Here is a 21,329-nt window from a genome sequence, read left to right as displayed (position 1 = left end):
CCCCCCCATTCTGCGGGATCAATAAAGGCAGTCCGGACGATTGTCCGGACTGCCTTTTATCACGTATCAGCGAATTACAGCTTGATCACGTTCGCTGCTTGAGGTCCACGGTTGCCTTGAGTAATGTCGAACTCAACTGCTTGACCTTCCTCGAGCGTTTTGAAGCCATCACCTTGGATTGCCGAGAAGTGTACGAATACATCTTCGCCGCCATCAACTTGAATGAAGCCATAGCCTTTTTCTGCGTTAAACCATTTAACTGTACCTTTCAAGTAAACAACCTCCTAAAAATACCGCCCTATATGGCGAATGGCTTAATTGTACCTTTTTTTGCAGTAAAATGCAAGCTTGGTGTTGTATAAAAAGCAGCTGATCTCACGATTTCATGAGCCGCAGCAATGTAGTCGATCCGGGAATAAAAGGAAGCTTCGAGGGGAGCATTTCCATCCGTCCCGCCATGCTTTCCACGCCGGCAAGCAGCTCGTTCATCCTCGGATAGCCTTCCCACTTCAGGGACAACAGCGGATAAATCCGCACCTCTCCGCCGGGTCGGCAAACGCGCAGAAGCTCACGCACCGCTTCCAAATGAAATTCATGGCTGAACTGCGCCTGATATAAAAATAAAAAATGGCTGCACAATACGAGAGAAAAGGTATGATCGGCGTAAGGCAATTGCGGAAGCAGGCCTGCCGTATAAATATCCGTCCTGCCGCCAGCCGGGTTAACCGATTCCCCATGGCTTCGGCCGTTACGGTCGGCCCGGTAGTCCGCCATAAATCGAGTCAATGACTGCTCCCGGTCGCCGCGATGGCGTTCAATAGATCCGTAGTAGGTCCAGTCAAATTTGTGCTGTAATGCCGCCAGCTTGGCTGTCGATACGTCAATCTCCCGCCGTCCCTGCTCTTCCATATCGTCAGCAGATAAGGCATACTGCGGATCGGCAGCAAATGCCTCAAACCCGCGTCCGCGTGCTTCCGCTGTAAAGGAAGACGCCCCTCCCGCCACATCCAGAATCGGTCCGCTGCCAAGCAGCCGATCATCCAGATCAAACATGCGGGTGTATTCCTCGAACGACCGGCACGTCATGGCTACGCCAATTTGCTCATACTTGTCCTGTGAATTCATGTCTCAGCTCTCCTCATCTCATCTCAGTTCAGCCAAACTTTCTTCTGAAAGCTCGTCTCAACCATCTCATCTCAGGCTCTTCTCATTTCAAACTTTTTCCATTCCAAACTTCCCTCAAGGCGAAGCAGGCTCCCCCTGGTTCTCTCCGGCTGCCAGAAACGGGCAGCGGTTGGTGGAAATTATAGCATGAGATGGCGGAGGGGGCAAGCAAGAACAGGCCGAAACGTACGGAATTCAACCAAATCAATTGCTTTTCCACGGTGGCTGCGTTATGATCCTGACATATGGTTGTAATCTTGTCGGATGTAAAGGGGAAGCGGAACGCAAATGATTAAAAAAGTTGAAATATACAAACAAGACAAATGGAACATGCTGTTTGCCGAGGTACACGGCTCGACGATCATTGTCCGTGAAATTTCAGATCAGTGGGGCGAGGACAATTTTGAGTTCAAAAGCCGTCCGGAGCTGATGCATTGGGCTGAGCACCACTTCTCGGAAGAGCGCTTCAAAGGCACCGAGGAAGAGCGGCAGCAAATTTTGGCACGGTTCCGGGAAGTATAATACAAGACCCGGCGCATAAGCTATAGCAGGGCAAATGAATGTCGGATGCGGCTTGACAGCAGGCTTGTCCTGCGGCTATACTAGCTGTAAATGAATACGTCCGAACTCCAAAGGGGAGTAGCTACTACAATAGCGTCGTCATTACGGGATTGAACATCCCCGGCGTTATTGGCAACAACGATGTTGTTGTAAGCAAGACCTTTGCCGGCAAATGCCCGGTGAAGGTCTTTTTGTTTGCTCCCCTGTCCTGAGCAGATGCGACCTTCACGCGGCCAAGTGAGGGTCGTTATTTTTTTAGAACCAGTTAAAGGAGTGTGGGCGAATTGGAATTGTTTAGCATGGAGTGGCTAGTTGCGCTGCTGGGTATTATTCTTATTGATTTGGTGCTGGCAGGCGACAATGCAATCGTTATCGGGATGGCTGCACGGAATGTGCCCAAGGAACAGCAAAAAAAGGTTATTCTCTGGGGAACCGTCGGCGCCATTGTAATCCGGGCTGTCGCGACACTCGCTGTCGTCTGGCTGCTTCAGGTTCCGGGGCTGCGTTTGTTCGGCGGCCTGCTGCTGGTCTGGATTGCCTACAAGCTGCTGGCTGAGGACAAGAAGCATGATATTACCGCCAAAGACAACTTATGGGCTGCAATTCGTACCATTATTATTGCCGATGCCGCGATGGGAATTGACAATGTGCTGGCGGTAGGAGCTGCGGCTCACGGCAGCTTCTCGCTCGTTATTATCGGGCTGTTGGTCAGTGTTCCAATTATGGTTTGGGGCAGCACGCTTATCCTGGGCTGGATGACACGCTTCCCGATTATCGTATTTGCCGGGGCCGGGGTGCTGGCCTTTACGGCAGCTAAAATGATTACCGACGAGCCGATGCTGCATACCTGGTTTGCCGCTCCTGCCTTGAAATGGCTGTTCGTCGCCGTGGTTTTGGCCGGTGTACTGCTGCTGGGCAGACGCAAGCAGAAGGCGGCAAGTCTGGCCGACGCGGAGGCTTAAGCTTCGCATCGAGCCTGATAGCCACCTTGAGCCTCCCGGATCTGCCTCATACAGGCTGTCATGCGGACAGGCGTGATGCCGGGCGAGGCAGTTCCCTGCGGCACGAAAGACGAAAGAAGCTGCTAAAAAGCGGCATTCCAGTCAGATTCGTTTCTTTGACTTGTCAGATAGGCCAGCCTGCAAGCGCAGGCTGGTCTTTTTGTTGAATAACCACATGCAGCACCCTGAAGTGATCTTGGCTCCCGTCACAGACAGAGTCCTTATTCATCCTAATCAAGGAGATAACCGTCGATCAGGCTGCCGTGTCCTCATCCAAGCCGCGTTCGATCGCATGGCGAAGACCATCGGCTCATATGATAAAGCATATGCAGCACCCTGCCGTCCTGCCATAGCATCGGGTTGGGAGATTGTGGTATGATTACGTTATGCGCCATTAGTTAGGCCAGCCCGCAATCCGGGTACATTCTAACCTTAATCCGGCTTGCAACCGGGGACGTACAAGGCTATTTTTCAGTCAAGAGGTGACATATGGTCGATGTCGGTTCAATTGCACTTTTTTCCGTTGTCGCGTTTGCTTACGGAGCGATCCTGATTATGACGCGAAACACCATTCCAGCGGCGCTGCGCCGGCCTCTTGCTCTTGTGGCCATTTTTATGGTCAGCTGTGCGTTCTTTTTGATTGTGTACAGCTTTTTCCAGGCGGGATGATGAAATTTGGCAGAAGCGGCTATACTAAAGCGATGCGTCTTCAGGACGACACATGCTTTGGGAGGTGCCGAGCTTCATGCCAAGCCGCCTTATTCCACTCGGATTAACCGTTGCGCTGTCTGCCTTTTTATGTGCCGCACCGCTGGCAGCAGGCAGCGCGGAGAAACCAGTTCAAAAAGCCAGGAGGGATTCCATGAATCAGGTCCAGAAACGTTCCGAGGTGCCAGCCGAGCATAAATGGAAGCTGGAGGATTTGTTCCCGAGCCAAGACGCATGGGACAAGGAGTATAAGGAAGTTAAACAAAAGCTGGCCTCCATCGCAGCCTTCGAAGGCAAGCTTAGCGATCCCGCCGCGCTTAAAGAATGCTTCAAGCTCGACGACGATATTTCCTTACATACGGAACGGCTGTACGTGTATGCCAACATGCGGCATCATGAAGACATGGCCGACCAGACCTATCAGGCTTTGTCCGACAAATCCAAAAAGCTGAGCGTTGAAGTCGGCGAGGCGATGTCCTATATCACGCCGGAAATTTTGAGCTTGAGCGATGAGCAGATCGATCAGCTTATTGCCAGCCCGGAGCTCGCTTTTTACAAGCATACCCTGGAGGAAATGAAGCGCGAGAAGGCGCATATTTTGTCCAAGGCCGAGGAAGCGCTGCTGGCGCAGGTCGGTTCGATGTCTCAAGCACCGAATACGATTTTCGGCATGATTAATAATGCAGACATGAAGTTCCCTAAGGTTAAAAACGAAAACGGCGAGGAGATCGAGCTGACTCACGGCCGTTACATTCAGTTCCTGGAAAGTAAAGACCGCGAGGTACGCAAAAACGCGTTCGAAGCCGTTTATGCAACCTACGCCAAGCAAAAAAATACAATTGCCGCCACACTTTCGGCCAATGTGAGCAAGAACATGTTTTACGCCAAAGCGCGGAAATATCCATCCGTGCTGGAAATGTCGCTGTTCGGCGACAATATCCCGACCAGTGTGTATACCAGCCTGATCGGCACAATCGAGGATAACCTGCCGCTCATGCACCGCTATGTCAAGCTGCGCAAAAAGCTGCTGAAGGTTGACGAGCTGCACATGTACGATTTGTTCGCTCCGCTTGTGGAAGAGTTCAAGATGGAGATTCCGTATGAAGAAGCCAAAAAAACAGTGCTGGAAAGCTTGAAGCCGCTTGGCGAGGACTATCTGAAGGTGCTGTCTCAAGGCTTCGACAACAGCTGGATTGACGTCTACGAGAATGAAGGCAAACGCAGCGGCGCTTACAGCTGGGGCGCATACGGCACACATCCGTATGTGCTGCTGAACCATAAGGACAATCTGAACAGCATGTTCACCCTCACTCATGAGATGGGCCATGCGATGCATTCTTACCTGTCCGACACGAATCAGGAATACCGTTACGCGCAGTACACCATTTTCCTCGCCGAAGTAGCCTCTACGTTGAATGAGGCGCTGCTGATGAATTATTTGCTGGAGCGGACCACTGATCCAAAGGCGAAGATGTACCTGCTCACCTATTATGCCGACCAGTTCCGCACGACGGTGTTCCGACAAACGATGTTCGCCGAATTCGAGAAAATCATCCATGAGAAGGCCGAACAAGGCGAATCGCTTACTCCAGCGCTGCTCAGCCAAATCTACTACGATCTGAACGTAAAATACTACGGCAAGGACATGGTTGTGGATAAAGACATTGAGATGGAATGGGCACGTATCCCCCACTTCTATACCAGCTTCTATGTCTACAAATATGCGACCGGCTTCTCGGCGGCAACAAGCTTCGCCAAGAAAATTTTGGAGGAGGGGCAGCCGGCGGTGGACCGTTACCTCGGCTTCCTCAAGAGCGGCGGCAGCGACTTCTCGATCAATATCCTGAAGCGGGCCGGAGTGGATATGTCCACACCGGAGCCCGTCAGCCAAGCGATGAGCGTCTTTAAAGAGCTGATTGAGCAAATGGAGCAGCTTGCAAAATAATTAGTTACCGTAAACCACAGCCAAGACTGCAGGGGCGTGCCTCTGCCGGTCTTGGCTGTTTTTTGTCTTATCCGTCACAGGGCCCTGGTCAACCCCTCGGGTCAATTGCTCATTGGTTGTTGGTTATTGGTCGTTGTCCATTGTCCATTGCTCATTGGTATGTGCTCTCTGGTGCGGCCGGAATGCCGAAAGCACTCCTGCAGGTTTTGCAAACCTATGGTAGAATAAGGTCAGGCTTCACGAGAAAGGAACGATTGCAGCATGACGAAATCATGGAAACTGCTCGCGCTTGATATGGACGGAACATTGCTGGACGATGAACACCGCGTTCCCCGCGAGAACGCCGAAGCGATACAACGAGCCCGTCGGGCCGGCATAGAGGTCGTACTTGCCAGCGGACGGCATATCGATAAGGTTCGGGACTACAGGGCAGCGCTTCAGCTTCCGATGCCGGTCGTGACGACCAACGGCTGCGAAATTTGGGGAGCGGACGACAAGCTTATTCACAGGGAGAAGATGAGCTGGCAGGATGTTCAGCAGTTTCGGCAAATCGGCGCTCGGCTCGGCATCGTGACGCAGGGCTATGCAGCGGAGGGAGTATTCCGGCGTCCGGAGGAATTTCCCGAAGAACAGGAGGCTCTTCAGCTGAATTGGCTGATGATGCTGTACCGGGAAAGCGATGAGAACAAGCAGGCGGAGCTGCTGAAGGCGCTTCGGGAGACGGGTTCTTATGAAATCAGCATGTCCGGCGAGCACAAAATCGATGTCAACCCTCCGGGTGTAAGCAAGGCCTCGGGCCTGCAGCATGTTTGCAGCCTGTACGGCATTCGCGCCGAGGAGGTTGCCGCTGTAGGCGACGGACTGAATGATAAAGCGCTGCTGCGCTGGGCCGGACTCGGTGTCGCTATGGGCAATGCGCCCGAGGAGCTGAAGCATGAGGCAGACTGGGTCACCGCGCCTTATGATCAATTTGGCGTAGCAAAGCTCATCGAAAGGCTGCTCGACGGCTCACTTTAGCCGGACCTGGCTGAAGCGGGAAAGACCTCCCCGGCTGCAGCCGTACACTTGGTTTTCAAACCAGTGCTGCCTACTGGACAAAGAGACGGAAAAGAAAACCCGAGAGAAATCGAAAAGGAAGACCGCAGAAAGCCGGAAATAAATCGAGAGCACCCAATCAAGCTGCAGGCGTTTCGGGAGAAGAAATAAACAGGAGACGAAGCGCCCACGGATCGCTTGTTGTCTGGTTGAATGCGTTGTTAACGTTGTTAAGGGAGATGAACAATGAAAATGCAGTGGACTGTCCTAATCGCTCTGCTTTTTGCTTTGCTGACAGCTGTGTTCGCGGTCATCAACGTGGCCCCGGTACAGGTGAACTACATGTTTGGAGAAGCCAGCATTCCGTTGATTCTGGTCATTCTCGGCTCCGTGCTGCTCGGCGGTTTGATTATCGGCTGCTTCAGCCTGGTACGCGAGTATAAGCTGCAGCGCCGCATCCGCGCACTCGAGAAGCAGTTGGATGCTCAGTCGCAGCTTCAGAAGGAGCCTCAAAGCCCCGCGCTGCCCGAAACAGCCAAGCCTTCCGCCGAGCCTTCCGAGCCTGTCGAGGAGTAGTAGCGAGAGGGCTGTACATGATCTAATACCGCCGCAAATGAAATAAAACCTTAAGAACCGCCCGATAAGAACGCCCCAATTGCTAGGCTGCATCAGTAATTGGGACGACGTTCTGTTCACGCGGTTCTATTTGATCTGGTTCATGTTCAGCGCTGCGCCTTCTGTCTCCTCGCCGGTTCTGCATCCATCCTCCCGTTTGACATTGAGAATGATTATCGATTAAGATGAAATGTAATTCATTTACTACTTCTCAAGGACGTGTTTTTAGATGCGCTTTCCTGTTCCGCCACAGCTATCCAGCGGCCTGTTGATCCTTGCCGCCGCGTTCTTCCTGTATGCGGCCTTTCTTGGGGCGAGATGGCTGCTGGAGAACCTTTATTTGAGGCGGCATTACGTCAAGGCCGTTCTGGATCATATGGACGACGGAATTTATATTTATACCTGCCAAGGGCGGCAGCGCCTCGTGAATTCATCCGGCCGCAAGCTGGGGCTGCCCCCCGATCCGGCAGAACCCGGCATGGAAACCGGTTTGTACCATATGGACGGTACGACCCCGCTGGAGCCCAGCCAGCACCCGATGGCACGGCTTCTCGCCGGAGAGCAGTCCGTCGTTCAAGAAATGTGGATTAAGCCCAAGCAGGGCCCGTTCAGCATTGTGCAGGTCAAAGCCAAGCGGCTGGCAGGATGGCGGGGCAAGGCGATTGGCTACATGCTCATTACCCACGACATCACAAAACAAAAATGGGACGAGAAGCGGCTGATGGTCAGTGAGCAGCGCTATAAATCCATGTTTGAGCACAATCCGGATATGGTGGTGTGGCTTAACCTGGACGGCCGTTTCTTGAGTGTAAATCCAGCCGCAGAGCGATTGACCGGCTTCACGGCACGGGAGCTGCTGGAGCAGCCCTTCACGATGCTGTTTCATTCAGACGACAGGGGAGCCGTCCTGTCGATGCTGACCAATCTTCGGAATGAAGCGGGCTCCATGCAGTTTGAAATCCGGCTCCAGCACAAAAAAGAGCAGCTCATCGACGTGAATATGACCGTTATCCCTATCACCGTCGAGGATCGCTTAGTCGGCGCTTACGTGATTGCCCAAAATATCACCATCCGCAAAATGGCGGAGGCAACCGTTCAGCATTTGGCTTACCATGATACATTAACCGGGCTGCCGAATCGGCTGCTGTTTTTTCAGATGCTCTCTGGTGCCATTGAGCAATCCGCCCGAGATGGATCGCCGATGTCGCTGCTGTTTATTGATCTGAATCGCTTCAAGCTGGTTAACGATACGATGGGCCATGCGGCAGGAGATCGCCTGCTTCAAGAAACGGCCAATCGGATCAACGGCTGTCTGAATGGACGTGGAGCACTCGCCAGGCTAAGCGGGGATGAGTTCGTCATCCTGCTCCAAAATGCCCTGCCCGCCGACGCCGAGCAGCTTGCCCAGCGGATGATCTCCAATTTCAGCGAGCCTGTCACCTGGGACGGCTATTCCCTGTTCGTTTCTATGAGCATCGGCATCAGCCTGTACCCTGAAAATGGAAGCACCGCCGAGCAGCTGCTGCAATTTGCGGACATTGCGATGTACCGGATGAAGGAAAAGCAGCAGAACGGCTATATTTTTTTTGAAACGGAAATGAATGAAACGATCCAGCGGCGCATGACGCTGGAAAAGGAGCTTCGGCAGGCTGTGGAGAAAAAGCAGTTTATGCTCTATTATCAGCCTCAGATCGACGGGGCGAGCGGGCGTATCTCGGGCATGGAAGCGTTGCTGCGCTGGCTGCATCCGGAGCGCGGCTTGGTTCCGCCGCAGGATTTCATTCCGCTGGCAGAAGAAACCGGGCTCATCGTTCCGCTGGGGGAATGGGTGCTGGAAACAGCCTGCCGGCAAAACCAATTGTGGCGGGACGCCGGACTGCCGCCCATCACGATCGCCGTAAATATTTCCATGCGCCAGTTTCAGGAAGAACGGCTTATATCTGTCGTGGAACGAATTGTACAAGAACAGCGCCTGGAGCCCGGCACACTGGAGCTCGAAATTACAGAGAGTGTCGGCCTTCAAGGCACAGAACAGGTTATTGAAAAGCTGGAGCGGATTAAGCAGCTCGGCGTCAGTATCGCCATCGATGATTTCGGCACCGGGTACAGCTCGCTGCATTATTTGCGGCGGCTGCCTGTGGATACGCTCAAAATCGACCGTTCCTTCATTCGTGATATGACGTTTGCAGAAAATGGAATCACCTTCGTACAATCCATTCTCTCCCTTGCCCACAGTTTGCAGCTGAATGTGCTCGCCGAGGGTGTGGAGCACGAATCCCAGCAGCTCGCCCTCCGCCAGCTCGGCTGCGAACGAATGCAGGGCTATTATTTCTCCCGTCCCGTTCCCGCCGGGGAAGCCGAGCTGCTGCTGCAGCACGAAATGACCGCGGGCTCCAAAGCGCCCCGAATGGGTTAAACGAGCGTGTTAGACAGGTTAGCTGCAGCTGCACTTATCAACGAATAATAACCCACAAGAGCACCGCTGCCGCCCCGCCGATCCATGATCCGAGGACGTTCACGGCATCGTTGTTCATGCCGCGCAGCCCACGCGCACGCATGGCCGAGCGGCCGCAGTGCTCGCTTCGCTCCAGCTCGCGCCCGCATACGGTGCAGCGGTACGTCTGCTGGAGGGTTGCCCCGAGCAGCGAATCCGCCAATGAGCCGATTAGCCCTCCGGCGGCGCCCAGCGCAGGCAGCAGTGCCAGTGGCAGCGCAGCCTCATGCGGCCGGGAGGCGTCGGGCAGCAGCGCTGCAAGCCCCCATGCAGCCGCGCCGATAAATGTGCCTCCGGCAAGGGACGCCATGATTCCCAGCGGCGTTACCCCGCCGGAGGTGCCGGCCGGCACCTTCCGGCCGTTTAATATCGAACGGGGCGCTGTCCGGCTAAGACCCCCCACCTCCGTCGCCCACGTATCGGCGGTTACCGCCGCCATGACCCCGACATAGGCTGCCCAGAGGGAGGCCTCCTGCGGCCATAACGCATGCAGCACACACAGCAGCACCCCCATCCCCCCGTTGGCAAGCACCTGTCCGGCATCACGGGCTCCGCTTTTTTCATATCCGCTTTCCGCCTGCCGTTTACGTTCACGCTTCCATTTGGACAATACGGAAGAAGTGATAAAAAAGGCGATCATCAGCCCGAACCATGGCGATGTGCCAAGCGCATACAGCAGCGTTCCCGTCAATCCTGCGGCGATGGCCCCGCTGCGCGACAACCAGCCGCGCCAATAGGCAAGCGCTGCAATGCATAGACTACCCGCCCCGCCAATCCACCAATCCATGGATTTGCACGCTCCCTTCCGACAATTCAATCCGGCACAAGCCCGGAGGATTCAATTTTCGACATTTATCGATGAATTATTTTTAACCGAAGCAGGAAGATTCCCTGTTAGCGGGGAATACAGTTATGAAGCATCTTTTTCAGCATGTTATTGCACGACAAGGGAGGGCCCTCCGTGGACGATTCATCTGAATTCGGGCAGCAATTCGGGCAGCACCCTTACCAATCAGAGCCTGATTCCGAGGAGCTGCTTCGGATTATTTTTGATTATACAGCCAAAATCGCCAACGAGCGCAATCTGGATAACGTCCTGATGCTCATGGCGGATATGGGCAAAGAAATCGTCGTTTCCGACCGCTGCACGGTCTGGCTGCTGGAGGGAGAATGGCTCCGAACCAAGGTGGCGCATGGCGTACCCGAGCTGAAAATTCCGAGCAGCAGCGGCCTTGTCGGCCACGCGATTGAAACCGGCGAGCCGGTGTTCATCGATGACGCCTATCTGGACCCGCGCTGGTACAATACCGATAAGGAGACCGGATACTGCACCAAAGCCATTATGGTCATTCCGTTCCGCAATAACGAAGGGAAGATGATGGGCGCATACCAGGCAATTAACAAGCTGACCTCGAGTGCGGTATTTACCGAAGCCGATGTCCGGAATTTGACCCTCGCCGCCTCCTACTCCGGCAAATCGCTGGAAGCCGCCCAGCTAACGCAGGAAATCGAGGAAACGCAGAAGGAAATTATTTTTACAATGGGCGAAATCGGCGAAAGCCGCTCTCAGGAAACCGGCTGCCATGTAAAGCGTGTGGCCGAATATTCCTATATACTGGCACTGGGTTTAGGCTTAAGCCCTACGGAAGCCGAGCTGCTCAAGGTCGCTTCTCCCATGCATGATATCGGTAAAGTGGCGATTCCGGATACTATTCTCAATAAGCCGGGCAAATTAACTGAAGAGGAATTTGAGCTGATGAAAACCCATACGACCATCGGCTATAACCTGCTCAAAGCTTCCACCCGGCGGCTGCTCCAAGCTGCGGCTATTGTGGCCCATGAGCATCATGAGAAATGGAACGGCGGGGGGTATCCGCGCGGCCTGAAGGGGGATGAGATCCACCTGTACGGGCGTATTACCGCCGTGGCCGATGTGTTCGATGCCTTAAGCTGTGAACGGGTTTACAAAAAGGCATGGCCGCTGGACCGTATCCTGCAGCTGTTTCAGGAGGAACGGGGACAGCATTTTGACCCGCTAATTGTAGATGTGCTGATGAAAAGCTTGCCTGATATATTGAAAATACAAAACCTATACAAGGATATGTAGGCCTGAACTGAACGTTCTGCACGATGGGGCTGCCCGGCACTTGAAGGCCAGGCAGCCCCAGTTCATTATTTTATATCAACCGGAAGGCTGCCTCCCCCCATGTTTCTTCATCCCAGCGCAAGCTTACCTGGTCGCCGTCTGCCAGCGGAGATACTCCGGCCGGTGTGCCGGTAAAAATAATATCCCCTGCCCCCAAGCCATAATGAAGGGCGCAGTAATCCAGCAGGTGCTGCAGACTGAAAATCATGTCCGTTGTCACCCCGCGCTGCACCTGTACGCCGTTTTTGAGTAGGGAAAAAGACTTCAATCCAGCTTGCTCTACGCCCGGAAAAGGGCGGAAGGCTGTAATCGGAGCCGAATGCAGGAACCCTTTGGCTGCCAGCCACGGATGCCCCTTTTTCTTCAATACGCTCTGCACGTCGCGCAAGGTCAAGTCAAGCCCAAGCGCCATGCCGTCAATCAGCTCGTCTGCGGTTACCCCCGGCTCGTAGCTGCGGCCGATACGAACAACCAGCTCCACTTCATGATGAAGCTCGCCCTTTGCGCCGGGAAGTGTAATGACCTGCCCATCCAGCGGCACCAGCGCGTGCGTCGGCTTCGTAAACAGCATCGGCTCCTCCGGTACATCATTGCCCAGTTCGGCGGCGTGCAGCCGGTAATTACGGCCGACACAGTAAATGTTGCGAATCCCATCCAAAGCGCTCATTCGATTTCTCTCCTTTGTCTCAACCGCTTGTTGTATAAGGCACTTCCTCCATTATAGCTCAATTCGGAGGCTGGACAAAAACAGAACTCATACTCGCCCTGCTCAGCTTCCTTGCCACCGGGCAAGCCGAAAAACAAACGCCCCGAAAGCCGCCGCATGTCCAGCGTCTTCCAGGGCATTCCCTTAGTCCGAACCGTCCGTCAAATCAAGCAGTCTCTTGACGACTACCGCAGCTTGGGCGCGCGTCGCGTGATCCAGCGGCATAAAAAATCCGCCGGGAAGCCCGCTCATCAAGCCTGTATCTGCAGCGCCGTAAACACTTTGTCTCGCCCATTCCGAGATGGAGTCCTCATCGGCGTAGGAGCTCCGCTCCGTCTCGCCCCCCTCCTCCATGTCCCAGACTTGGCCGGCAGCGGTCCTGTACGCCCGCATCAGCATCGATGCCATTTGCTCGCGGGTAATCGGAGCCTGCGGGTCGAACCGGCTCTCGCTAATGCCGTTAATCAGTCCGGCTTCATAAGCCATGTAGACGACGTCCCTGTACCAGGCAGTGTCCAGCACATCGGTAAAAATTCGCGGCTTGCTGACAGAACCGGCCTTGGCCTTGGAGCCGAGTCCCCGCACAAGAAGTGCGGCAAATTCGGCGCGGGACACCTTCGTCTCGGGGGCAAAGCTGCTGTCGCTTACCCCGCTGATCACATGCCGGGCTGCAAGCAGCTCGACCTCTGTTCTGGCCCAATGACCGGCTAAATCTTCGAACGTTCCGGTGTACTCCATGACCACATAAGACGAGAAGTGGCTTAGTGCAGCGCTGATCCCTTGCTTCTCCCCGCTGTCCTGAATCCGGCCGCCGATGTAGCCCCACTGTCCGGACGCCGTGTTATAATAATAAATTCCCAGCTTCTTCGAGTCGCCTGTCATCCCGTCAGGCAAAAGCCAGACCACAGTAACCGGCTTATTCAAGCCTTGAATCGCTTGGCCTTCTACCTTAAGCTCCAGATCGCTGACCGCCATTTTGTCCAGCAGGTTTTGCGGCTTCGCCTTCAGCATCCGGCTGCTCATCGCCCGGTCGGTAATTGTAAGCTCCACTGTGCCGGTAATGTTCCCGACAAACAGTACGCCCGGCGGCAGCTCGAGGATTTGTTTGTTTGTCTGGATACGGATGGGTTTATTCCGTTCTTCGGCCAAGCTGATGACCGAAGCATTCATGACGACATGCACGACCTGAATCGGGCGATCGGCACGCGCATCAATAAGTAAGGCCTGCTGATCCTCGGCGGCAAGCGTTTTTTTCCACGAGTCTTCGTTGCCTTGGATCGTCAGCGTTTCGCCTGTAATTTCCGGCTTCGGCTCCTCCGGCTCCAGATAAATCCCGCCCCCGCCTCCGCCGCCTCCCGACGAGCTGCCTATGATCGTGTAATTGAACGTTTTGACGGGGCTGACCGTTTTATGTTTGACTGCTATAACCTTCAAATTGGTACTGTTCTTAAGCGTAAAGGGACCTGTATACTGCATCGTCGGCGTCGTGCCCGCAACCGGCGTGCTTCCATCCGTCGTGTAATAAATGGCCGCCCCCGTCTCCGTGCTTGTCAGATGGATTGCAACCGTGCTTATGTAGGTGCCGGACCCCGGGCTAGCACTCGGAGGCTCCGGTAAAATGGACGCTGTAGTAACCTCACTGGCTACCAGCTTCTCCTGATCACTGTCGTCGGCTTGAATCTCATACGTCCCCGCCTCGGTAAGCGCAAAAGTAACATGACCGAAATCCGTCTTGGCTATCGTACTGCGCTGCTCACGCAGCGTTTGGCCTGTGGCCGGATCGGTCAGCTTGACATTCAGAGCGGCTGTTCCGTAAACCAGCTCCGCGACGTTCCCTTGATAATCCTCGCTTTCGATTCTAAAGTTCAGCTCACCCTGCCGGTTTAATTCGCCCCCGGTGTGTGTCATGTGCAGCCTCGGTACAGCAAAGGAAGCCTGGCCGTCAATCAGGCCGCTGCCATACCAGGAATCGCTCCCCAGAGTGCCGAGATCCTGCGCGGTTTCCTTTAATATTCGCTTCATCTGCTCCGGGCCGACATTCATATTAGCGGCCTTGAGCAGCGCTGCCAAGCCGGAAACATACGGCGCCGCCACAGAGGTTCCAGCCTCCTGCACATACCCGCCGCCGTTTCTCAGGGTATAGATCCGGACGCCCGGGGCCACAACATCCACTTCAGGCCCCACATTCGAGAAATCGGCCAGCTGCACCTTTCCGTTCACCAAATCTACGGCGCCTACCGCCAAGACATTCGGAAGAGCCGCCGGGAAATTAACCGGCACATCATAGGCGATGCTGTTATCCGGTATGTTGGCGCTCGGCAGATCGCCGGGCTGACCAGCGGTATAGTGATTGCTGTCATTGCCTGTCGAAGCGATGACGACAACTCCCCGGGAAACAGCATAATTCACGGCATCCATCTCCATGGAGGATGTATTTTCCTTTTGCACGCCATCCACCATCCGGTACCGCTCCCGTCCGATGCTGAGGTTAATGATATCGGCTCCATGATCCGCCGCCCAGCGAATGGCCTCGCTGGTGGCAGTGGAAGTGCCGCTGCCCCTCGCATCCAATACCTTGACCGGAATAATGTAGGCCCCCGCCGCAATTCCGGCGATACCGAGCTGATTATTCGCAGCAGCGGCGATAACACCGGCTACCGCGGTGCCGTGCCCGTTGTCGTCGCTTTGCGCGCCCTGCACAATCGGACGATTGTTCACGAAATCATAGCCTGCCATTACCCTGCCGGCCAATTCCTCGTGCTGCCCGTCCACACCGGTATCGAGGACAGCGATTTTAACGCTGCTGCGATCAGGCACCTTGCTCCATGCGTATGTCATATTCGTTACCGTTGCCCCCCACTGCTTCCCCGCCGTGTAGTCCGGGTCATTGGGGCTTGCAAGCGGGTCAGACTCGCCGCCGCTTCCTGCGTCAGTTACAGCGGGCGCCTCCAGCGCCTTCATCCAATAGACCGGCTCGGCGTATTCAACATCGGGATGGTTCTGCAAAGCCAGGATGGTCTCATCCGCAGTCTTGTCGGAGGGAACTTCAATTTCCTCATAGGACGGGGCCGGACTGGTGTCCGCAAGGACGCTCGCAGAATAGGCGCGCAGGCCCATAACGGCATGATTGCTTCTGTATTTGACGGCGATCTTGCCCGGTACAACCAATTGGTCGTGTGAAGCGACACGCGTCCGCCGTACCTCCGCCGGTCCGTCTTGATGACCCGTCACTGCAGCGCGACCATGAATGGACACCCCTTGAGTTTGCTGGCCTCCCTGCAAGGCAGCCGCATGCGTGTACCCGATGCCGAAGCCGGGCAGCACCGATGAAATCAGCAGCATGGCAGCCAGCCAGAGCGGCTTCATATGGTTGAGCAAATCGTTTTCCCTCCTTGAGTACCGAAATATAAATTTTAGGTCAACAGCCGATCAGGATGATTCGTACATATCCAAATAGCAGGGCTCCATGCGGCCAAGGCCTGGATAGCTTCCGGTTCGTCCACCGTCCACGCCATCAAGCCGATTTGCTGCGCCTCACACCAATCCGCCAGCTCTCTGGTAATGAAGCGGTAATGAACGGAAAGCATGGCTGCTCCCGCCGCCGCAAGCTGTTCCTTGCTCATTGGCGGCAGCCCCTCAAAAAGCAGCCCGGTCCTGATAGCCGGGGCCAGCGAGTGAACTTGCCGGGCGGCCTCATGATCAAAGGAGGTTACCACCACCTGCTGCTCCATCCCGTTCCGGATGATGCGCTCCGCGACAACGGAGGCAAGCTCCGGATACAGACCGCCCGTTGTTTTCAGCTCAAGGTTGAGCATCGTACGATGCTTCGCCAAACGCAGCACCTCATCAAGATGCGGAATCCGTTCCTTGGCGAATGCGGGGCTGTACCAGCTTCCTGCATCCAGCCGTGCAAGCTCCGTAAAAGTTGTATCCTTAACCCAGCCTGACCCGTCGGTCGTCCGTTCCAGCGTATAATCATGAATGACGACGGGCTGGCCGTCCCGGCTGAGCTGAACATCAAGCTCTATTCCGGTCACACGGGAATTACCAAGCGCCATTCGAAACGCCGCCATCGTATTTTCCGGAGCCCGTCCTGACCAGCCCCGGTGAGCAAAGCACGGATTTGCAACCATCGGCGTCCTCCTATTCCTTGGCCCGGACAGAACCGTCCGGCAGCACCTTGGCATTGATTGAAAGACTGCTTAATCGCGCCAGCAGCTTCGCGGCCGCTTCTCCTTCCAGCGGCTTCGGATTCGCCAGCTCGGTAAGCACGGGAACGACATTCAGGGAACAGCCGGAGATTTTGCCGCAGCTTGCCTGTAAAATTGCCGAATCCCACGTTTTGGCAAGCGGGTTTTTGGTGAAGATGAAATTACCCAGACTGTAGGCTATCCATTTGCCCTTGTACGTCTCAAACCCTTGCAGCACGTGCGGATGTCCTCCGACGATGAGATCCGCCCCGGCATCAATATATTGATAAGCTAAATTTTTTTGGTAATTCGCCGGTGTATCTTCGCGCTCTACGCCCCAATGCGGGACAACGATGACAAAATCCGCCGCTGCCTTGGCTTTGCGGATCGCCTCCAGCGGCAGGATGGTGCTGTATGTTTCCGCAACGCCGGCCTGGTTTTTTCCGGCCTTCCAGGATGCGACGGGAATAAACCGGCTGAAGCCGAGAAAGGCGATGTTAAACCCGTTTACTTCCAATATAGCGGGCTCATAGGCCGCCTCGATATTGGAGCCGGCTCCGAAATAGCGCAGGCCATGCGCATCCAAATGCTTTATCGTATCCAGCAGTCCCGTCACGCCGTAGTCCAAAATATGATTATTGGCCAGGTTCACCACATCGAATCCCGCTTCTTTGAAGGCGGAGAGCGCCTTGGGTGAAGACTTGTACTCATAAGCATTTACACCCGTTCCTTTGCCCCTGTCCGTTACAGGCGTCTCCAGGTTGGCAATGCTGATATCCGCCTTCTGAAGCAGCTCCCGCACCTCCAGATAAGGATAATCGTAGCCGCTGCGCTTCAGCACATCCTCTACCGTGCTCGCCCACATTACATCACCGACAAACGCCATGGTCACACGCGGCTCATCGCCTGAGGAAGCTTTCTCCGGCACAGACGCGCCGCCTCCGGCCGCACCTTGTCCAGCCGTGCCTATACCGGAAGCATTCCCGTTCCGGGCTGCGCCTTCTGTAGGAACGGCGGTCTCCGGCTTGCTGCCGGAAGAATTCCCGACCCGCGCCTGGCCTTGGGAGGAGCCTCCGGCTTGCTGTCCTGCGGATGCAGCCTCATCCATGCCGGCGCCGGCTTCAATGCCGCTGGACGCTGGCAGCGCAGGCCTGGACATGAGGATGTTATAGCCCAGTAAAACGACAGCCGCAATCAAAAGCAGGCCGATAAGGGCGAGCAGACCGGCGAACAAGCGGCTGTTCCGGCGCCGCCTCCGCTGGCGCTCCAACTCGCGGCGTTCCGTCCGTGACAGGCTCATGTGCGATAATCTCCTCTATGAATGTAGTAAACAAATTTCTCCGTCTACTATTATATCAAAAATGAATAGTCCCCGTTTTACTATAATTGTTTTTTCCGTTCCCATTCATCAGTTATCCGCTTCATTTACTATTTTTTTGTAAATCTAAAGGCGCCATCAACGGGATAAGAGCACGCTATCCAGATCTCAATTTTTGTTCAAGTATAAATTTTTTTTATTACAATGGGGATCAAAGAGCAGACGATAACACTGCCCGTTCCGTTCAGGCGAGAGTAAAAAAAGCTGCCGACCTTATCGTCGACAGCTATCTGTTTCTTATTGGCTTATTGGCTTAGAAGTTTGACGAATTCATAGCAGCACCGAAAATCCCGGCAAGTAAAACAGCGAATACAACATAAAAAATAATCGAAACAACAATACTGATAAGCAGCCACAGCAGTGCTGCTTTGGCCCAGTTAGCCTTCGACGGGTTTGTGTCGCCGCCGAACCCCCAGACAAACAGCATAATGATGTTCACGATAGGAATGAAAGTAATCAGGTACGTAATAAACCAATCTTTTACAGTCAAAACTGGCGCTGTTTGAGCATTCGCTGCTTGAAAGCCAGGGTTGGTTGAAGGTTGTGGATTCACTATAACCTCTCCTTATATGTAATTGTTTTCCTGATACAAATGAAATCATAAACCGATATGCAGTTATTGTCAATTGCAAAAACGAATAAATTTTTCCATTATTTCAAATAAAATAGGTATAAATACCCATTAATTTTCATATACAGAGGAATTTTTTTTATTTTCCAACAAAAATAAAGGTCCTTTATACCCATAACTTCAGAATCATCTTTTTATTCACCAAGAAATTTCTACAATTCTTTCTATTTTATCAGCGGATTGTAAGCTTCCAGAAATTTGAAGTTCTTCGATTAGCGGGCATATAACGAAGAAAAGAGCCCTCCAGTTATTTTATAGACAGAAATAAGCGGGAGCAGCTGTATTATAACTATGCACCTCTTTACTGTAAAAATGCCGGCGTTTTCCTCACGGCACACACAGGGGAACCTGGAAAAGCGCTTCCCGGCCGGCCTACCGTTTGTTCCCTTCCGGTGACTCGGGCAAGAGCTTGCCGTTGGTTTGCCTGCAGCTTGTTTCAGCTGGTCGCAGCTTCCGGCTCCACGCTGGAGATGATTTGATTCCCCGGATGGCCGTTGTTTCTGCCTGTTCAGAGTACAGCCTTACCGCAGAAAATCACCTGCCGTAAGCGTACATAACAAAAACCCCTTCGCCTACCCGGCAAAGGGGAGCCTTGCCTTGCGCCCTGAGTTTAAACCTGCTTCAACGAAAAACTCCGCTCATGCTCCTCCAGCTCAAAAAAGTGCGGCCGCTCGTTCGGCGTACGGTTCGGAGCGTGAATGGCCAGCACCAGCCGGCCGTCGAATGCCCGGAATACCATGCCATGCCCTCCGTCACTCTGGAACAAGGCCTGATCTTCCTGAACCCACGGCCCCGTAATCTGCCCGTTTGCCGAGACGGCAATGCCCAGCGCGTAGGTGTTGTTAATGAAGCTGGCCCACAGCATCAGCAGCGCCCCCGACGCCGCACGAAACAAAAACGGGCCATCCGTAACATAGTTCAATTGATCCTGGTATTTCTCCGAGATGAACGGCGTCGTCCACGGCGCCTCGGAAGCGCAAAATAACACCACGGGCGCTCCGGCAGCGGACGTTAAATCTGCCGTTAGCCGGACTGCGCACACCTCGCCGTCGCCTACCTGCTGCCACTCGTGGCAAAATACCATCCATGGCTGTCCGCTGTCGTCCACAAACAAGGTGCCGTCAGTCAAGGCAGCACCAATCCTCGGGAGTCACAGGGCCGTCACTGTGCGGCTCATACGGGCCAAGCAGGCTGTCCGATACCAGTACGGCTGTACCCAGCAGTTGATTGTCCTTCCGCCGGAAGGTGGCAAGCATGTAATAGCGTCCTTTGTACTCGTGCACCTCCGGCGCCCAGAAATTCCGTTCCGAATAAAAGCCCTCGCCGGGACGAAACACGGGAAAGGGACCCTCCCACTGCTTCAGATCCGTCCCGACATACGCGTCAAAGCCGGTACCCGGCCCCCAAATATTTTTGTCCGTGCTGCCGAACAAATAATAGGTTCCTTCCTTCTCTACGGGGAGGACGAACGGATCCCGGATTTGAATTTCTTCATTCAGTATCATTGAACTCCCGCTTTCTCCGCTAGAAATAAAAGTAAACAAACGGGACTCGCTTCGGCTTGCGAGCGAGTCCCGGCCTATTAAATTCCGAAGGTCATTCCGCCGTTGACAGACAGGCACTGACCGGTAATAAACTTGGCATCTTCCGAAGCCAGGAAGACAATGGCCGATGCGATATCGCTGGGCTCTCCCATTTTTCTGAGCGGCACCTGCTTGCTGTAATGATCCGTCTGAACGCCTTCATGGCGTTCCACAGGAATCCAGCCGGGTGCGATCAGGTTGACGCGGATGCCGGACGGGCCGAGCTCGCTCGCCCACGAACGAGTCATGCCAATCATGGACGATTTAGCCGTGACATAGCTGGAGAAATTCGGATTGCCCAGCTGAACGACCTCACTGCCAATATTGATAATGCTTCCGCGGCCTTGGGCCTTCATATGCGGCAGCACGGCCTTCACCAGCAGCAGCGGCGCCTTCACAAAGAAATGAAGCTGGTCCAAATACAGCTCCCATGTACTCTCCTCGATAGACAGCATTGGCTGCGGTCCTGTCGCATTGTTGACCAAAATATCGACCGGACGCCCGAAATGCTTGCTGATTTGGTCCATCAGCCCTTCGACGCCGGCTTCCTGTGTAACGTCGGCGCGGAAGGCCGCCGCCTTGCCTCCGGCCTCTTGAATCAGCTCTACCGTCCGCTCAGCATCGGCGGAGCTGCTGTTGTAATTCACTGCCACGCTGGTGCCCTCGTCGGCCAGGGCCTTGCAAATCCAGCGGCCGAGCCCCCTGGAGCCCCCCGTCACCAGCGCAACGGAACCGTTTAATTTTTTTCCGGACAGCATGTTTCTCTCCTCCTCCTGATGTCTCGTACGCTTCAGGTATCAGGCCAGACGAAACTCAATGTCCTCCCCCCGGCAGTCTACCGTCAGCGTCTTCCCGTCCAAAAACCACATGTCACTGCTTTCCATATAAAAGGTCATTTTGCCGGTTTGGGCACTAATCCCGGCTTCATAGGGCACATCCTTGGCAATACCGAGCCGGAAAGGCTCATTTCCGCCTTCGCCGGCATAACGCACGTACAGCCGAATACAGTCCCCCGCCTGATAGCCCCACTCATTCAAGAAACAAAATGCAGCTGCCGGAGTAACAATGAGATTCATCCATTTGACCTTCCTTCCGCTGGATTGTAGACATTCCTTGGAACGATGAAAACGGATTCATTGCAGTTCTAGCTTCATTGTACTCGGTTTGCGTCT

Annotated in this window: 20 protein-coding genes; 8 read left to right on the top strand and 12 right to left on the bottom strand. The window is 54.4% G+C overall.

All coding sequences use genetic code 11. The features are described 5' to 3' along the window. Positions 1 to 74 precede the first annotated feature (74 nt). Entirely contained in the window at positions 75 to 272 is a 198-nt protein-coding gene (locus WBG83_RS13950) for a cold shock domain-containing protein (protein ID WP_336745721.1), read from the bottom strand. Between the two features lie 103 nt (positions 273 to 375). Then, complete coding sequence (locus WBG83_RS13945) at positions 376 to 1,125, bottom strand: methyltransferase domain-containing protein (RefSeq protein ID WP_336745720.1); 750 nt, start codon at positions 1,123 to 1,125, stop codon at positions 376 to 378. A 327-nt stretch (positions 1,126 to 1,452) separates the two neighbouring features. Between WBG83_RS13945 and WBG83_RS13940 the strand changes: the two genes are divergently transcribed. The 7 genes from WBG83_RS13940 to WBG83_RS13910 all read left to right on the top strand — a co-directional run bounded on the left by WBG83_RS13940 (position 1,453) and on the right by WBG83_RS13910 (position 9,445). After that, positions 1,453 to 1,686: a hypothetical protein gene (locus WBG83_RS13940; RefSeq protein ID WP_336745719.1), complete on the top strand. Its 234-nt coding sequence runs from the start codon at positions 1,453 to 1,455 to the stop codon at positions 1,684 to 1,686. Between the two features lie 323 nt (positions 1,687 to 2,009). After that, a complete protein-coding gene (locus tag WBG83_RS13935) occupies positions 2,010 to 2,687 on the top strand; it encodes a TerC family protein (protein WP_336745718.1) in 678 nt (225 codons plus the stop codon). Positions 2,688 to 3,215: 528 nt separating this feature from the next. Further along, positions 3,216 to 3,395, top strand: coding sequence for a hypothetical protein (locus tag WBG83_RS13930; protein ID WP_336745717.1), 180 nt, complete (start codon positions 3,216 to 3,218; stop codon positions 3,393 to 3,395). 193 nt (positions 3,396 to 3,588) lie between these two features. Beyond that, on the top strand, positions 3,589 to 5,379 hold the full coding sequence (gene pepF, locus WBG83_RS13925; RefSeq protein WP_336745716.1) for an oligoendopeptidase F: 1,791 nt from the start codon (positions 3,589 to 3,591) through the stop codon (positions 5,377 to 5,379). 261 nt (positions 5,380 to 5,640) lie between these two features. Beyond that, positions 5,641 to 6,396 (top strand): Cof-type HAD-IIB family hydrolase, encoded by a 756-nt coding sequence (locus tag WBG83_RS13920; protein WP_336745715.1) that lies wholly within the window; start codon positions 5,641 to 5,643, stop codon positions 6,394 to 6,396. Between the two features lie 264 nt (positions 6,397 to 6,660). Then, positions 6,661 to 6,990 carry a LapA family protein gene (locus WBG83_RS13915; RefSeq protein WP_336745714.1) on the top strand — a complete coding sequence of 110 codons (330 nt, stop codon included), beginning with the start codon at positions 6,661 to 6,663 and terminating at the stop codon, positions 6,988 to 6,990. 268 nt (positions 6,991 to 7,258) lie between these two features. Continuing rightward, positions 7,259 to 9,445, top strand: a complete 2,187-nt coding sequence (locus WBG83_RS13910; RefSeq protein WP_336745712.1) for an EAL domain-containing protein — start codon at positions 7,259 to 7,261, stop codon at positions 9,443 to 9,445. Between the two features lie 37 nt (positions 9,446 to 9,482). On the opposite strand, the gene WBG83_RS13905 is transcribed toward WBG83_RS13910, so the two are convergent. After that, positions 9,483 to 10,310 (bottom strand): DUF92 domain-containing protein, encoded by an 828-nt coding sequence (locus WBG83_RS13905; RefSeq protein ID WP_336745710.1) that lies wholly within the window; start codon positions 10,308 to 10,310, stop codon positions 9,483 to 9,485. Between the two features lie 174 nt (positions 10,311 to 10,484). Here WBG83_RS13905 and WBG83_RS13900 point away from each other — a divergent pair, with 174 nt between their 5' ends. Continuing rightward, positions 10,485 to 11,630 (top strand): HD domain-containing phosphohydrolase, encoded by a 1,146-nt coding sequence (locus WBG83_RS13900; protein ID WP_336745709.1) that lies wholly within the window; start codon positions 10,485 to 10,487, stop codon positions 11,628 to 11,630. A gap of 70 nt (positions 11,631 to 11,700) precedes the next feature. On the opposite strand, the gene WBG83_RS13895 is transcribed toward WBG83_RS13900, so the two are convergent. The 9 genes from WBG83_RS13895 to WBG83_RS13855 all read right to left on the bottom strand — a co-directional run bounded on the left by WBG83_RS13895 (position 11,701) and on the right by WBG83_RS13855 (position 21,233). Continuing rightward, positions 11,701 to 12,336: a fumarylacetoacetate hydrolase family protein gene (locus WBG83_RS13895; RefSeq protein ID WP_336745708.1), complete on the bottom strand. Its 636-nt coding sequence runs from the start codon at positions 12,334 to 12,336 to the stop codon at positions 11,701 to 11,703. 183 nt (positions 12,337 to 12,519) lie between these two features. Further along, positions 12,520 to 15,753 (bottom strand): S8 family serine peptidase, encoded by a 3,234-nt coding sequence (locus tag WBG83_RS13890; RefSeq protein ID WP_336745706.1) that lies wholly within the window; start codon positions 15,751 to 15,753, stop codon positions 12,520 to 12,522. Between the two features lie 35 nt (positions 15,754 to 15,788). Further along, entirely contained in the window at positions 15,789 to 16,508 is a 720-nt protein-coding gene (locus tag WBG83_RS13885; RefSeq protein ID WP_336745705.1) for a glycerophosphodiester phosphodiesterase, read from the bottom strand. Positions 16,509 to 16,518: 10 nt separating this feature from the next. Then, entirely contained in the window at positions 16,519 to 17,865 is a 1,347-nt protein-coding gene (locus WBG83_RS13880) for a CapA family protein (protein ID WP_336745704.1), read from the bottom strand. 331 nt (positions 17,866 to 18,196) lie between these two features. Further along, positions 18,197 to 18,496, bottom strand: coding sequence for a hypothetical protein (locus WBG83_RS13875; RefSeq protein ID WP_336745702.1), 300 nt, complete (start codon positions 18,494 to 18,496; stop codon positions 18,197 to 18,199). A 688-nt stretch (positions 18,497 to 19,184) separates the two neighbouring features. Then, positions 19,185 to 19,703, bottom strand: a complete 519-nt coding sequence (locus WBG83_RS13870; protein ID WP_336745701.1) for a family 43 glycosylhydrolase — start codon at positions 19,701 to 19,703, stop codon at positions 19,185 to 19,187. Next, on the bottom strand, positions 19,696 to 20,079 hold the full coding sequence (locus WBG83_RS13865) for a family 43 glycosylhydrolase (protein ID WP_336745700.1): 384 nt from the start codon (positions 20,077 to 20,079) through the stop codon (positions 19,696 to 19,698). The genes WBG83_RS13870 and WBG83_RS13865 overlap by 8 nt, the downstream gene beginning before the upstream one ends. 77 nt (positions 20,080 to 20,156) lie before the next feature. Further along, positions 20,157 to 20,915, bottom strand: coding sequence for an SDR family NAD(P)-dependent oxidoreductase (locus tag WBG83_RS13860; protein ID WP_336745699.1), 759 nt, complete (start codon positions 20,913 to 20,915; stop codon positions 20,157 to 20,159). A gap of 39 nt (positions 20,916 to 20,954) precedes the next feature. Further along, complete coding sequence (locus tag WBG83_RS13855; protein WP_336745698.1) at positions 20,955 to 21,233, bottom strand: HesB/YadR/YfhF family protein; 279 nt, start codon at positions 21,231 to 21,233, stop codon at positions 20,955 to 20,957. Between the last annotated feature and the right edge of the window lie 96 nt (positions 21,234 to 21,329).

Source organism: Paenibacillus sp. y28 (assembly GCF_037137075.1).
Classification (GTDB): Bacteria; Bacillota; Bacilli; order Paenibacillales; family NBRC-103111; genus JBBBNV01.
Note: the sequence above shows the minus strand (reverse complement) of the source record. Positions and strands in the feature narration are given on the sequence as shown.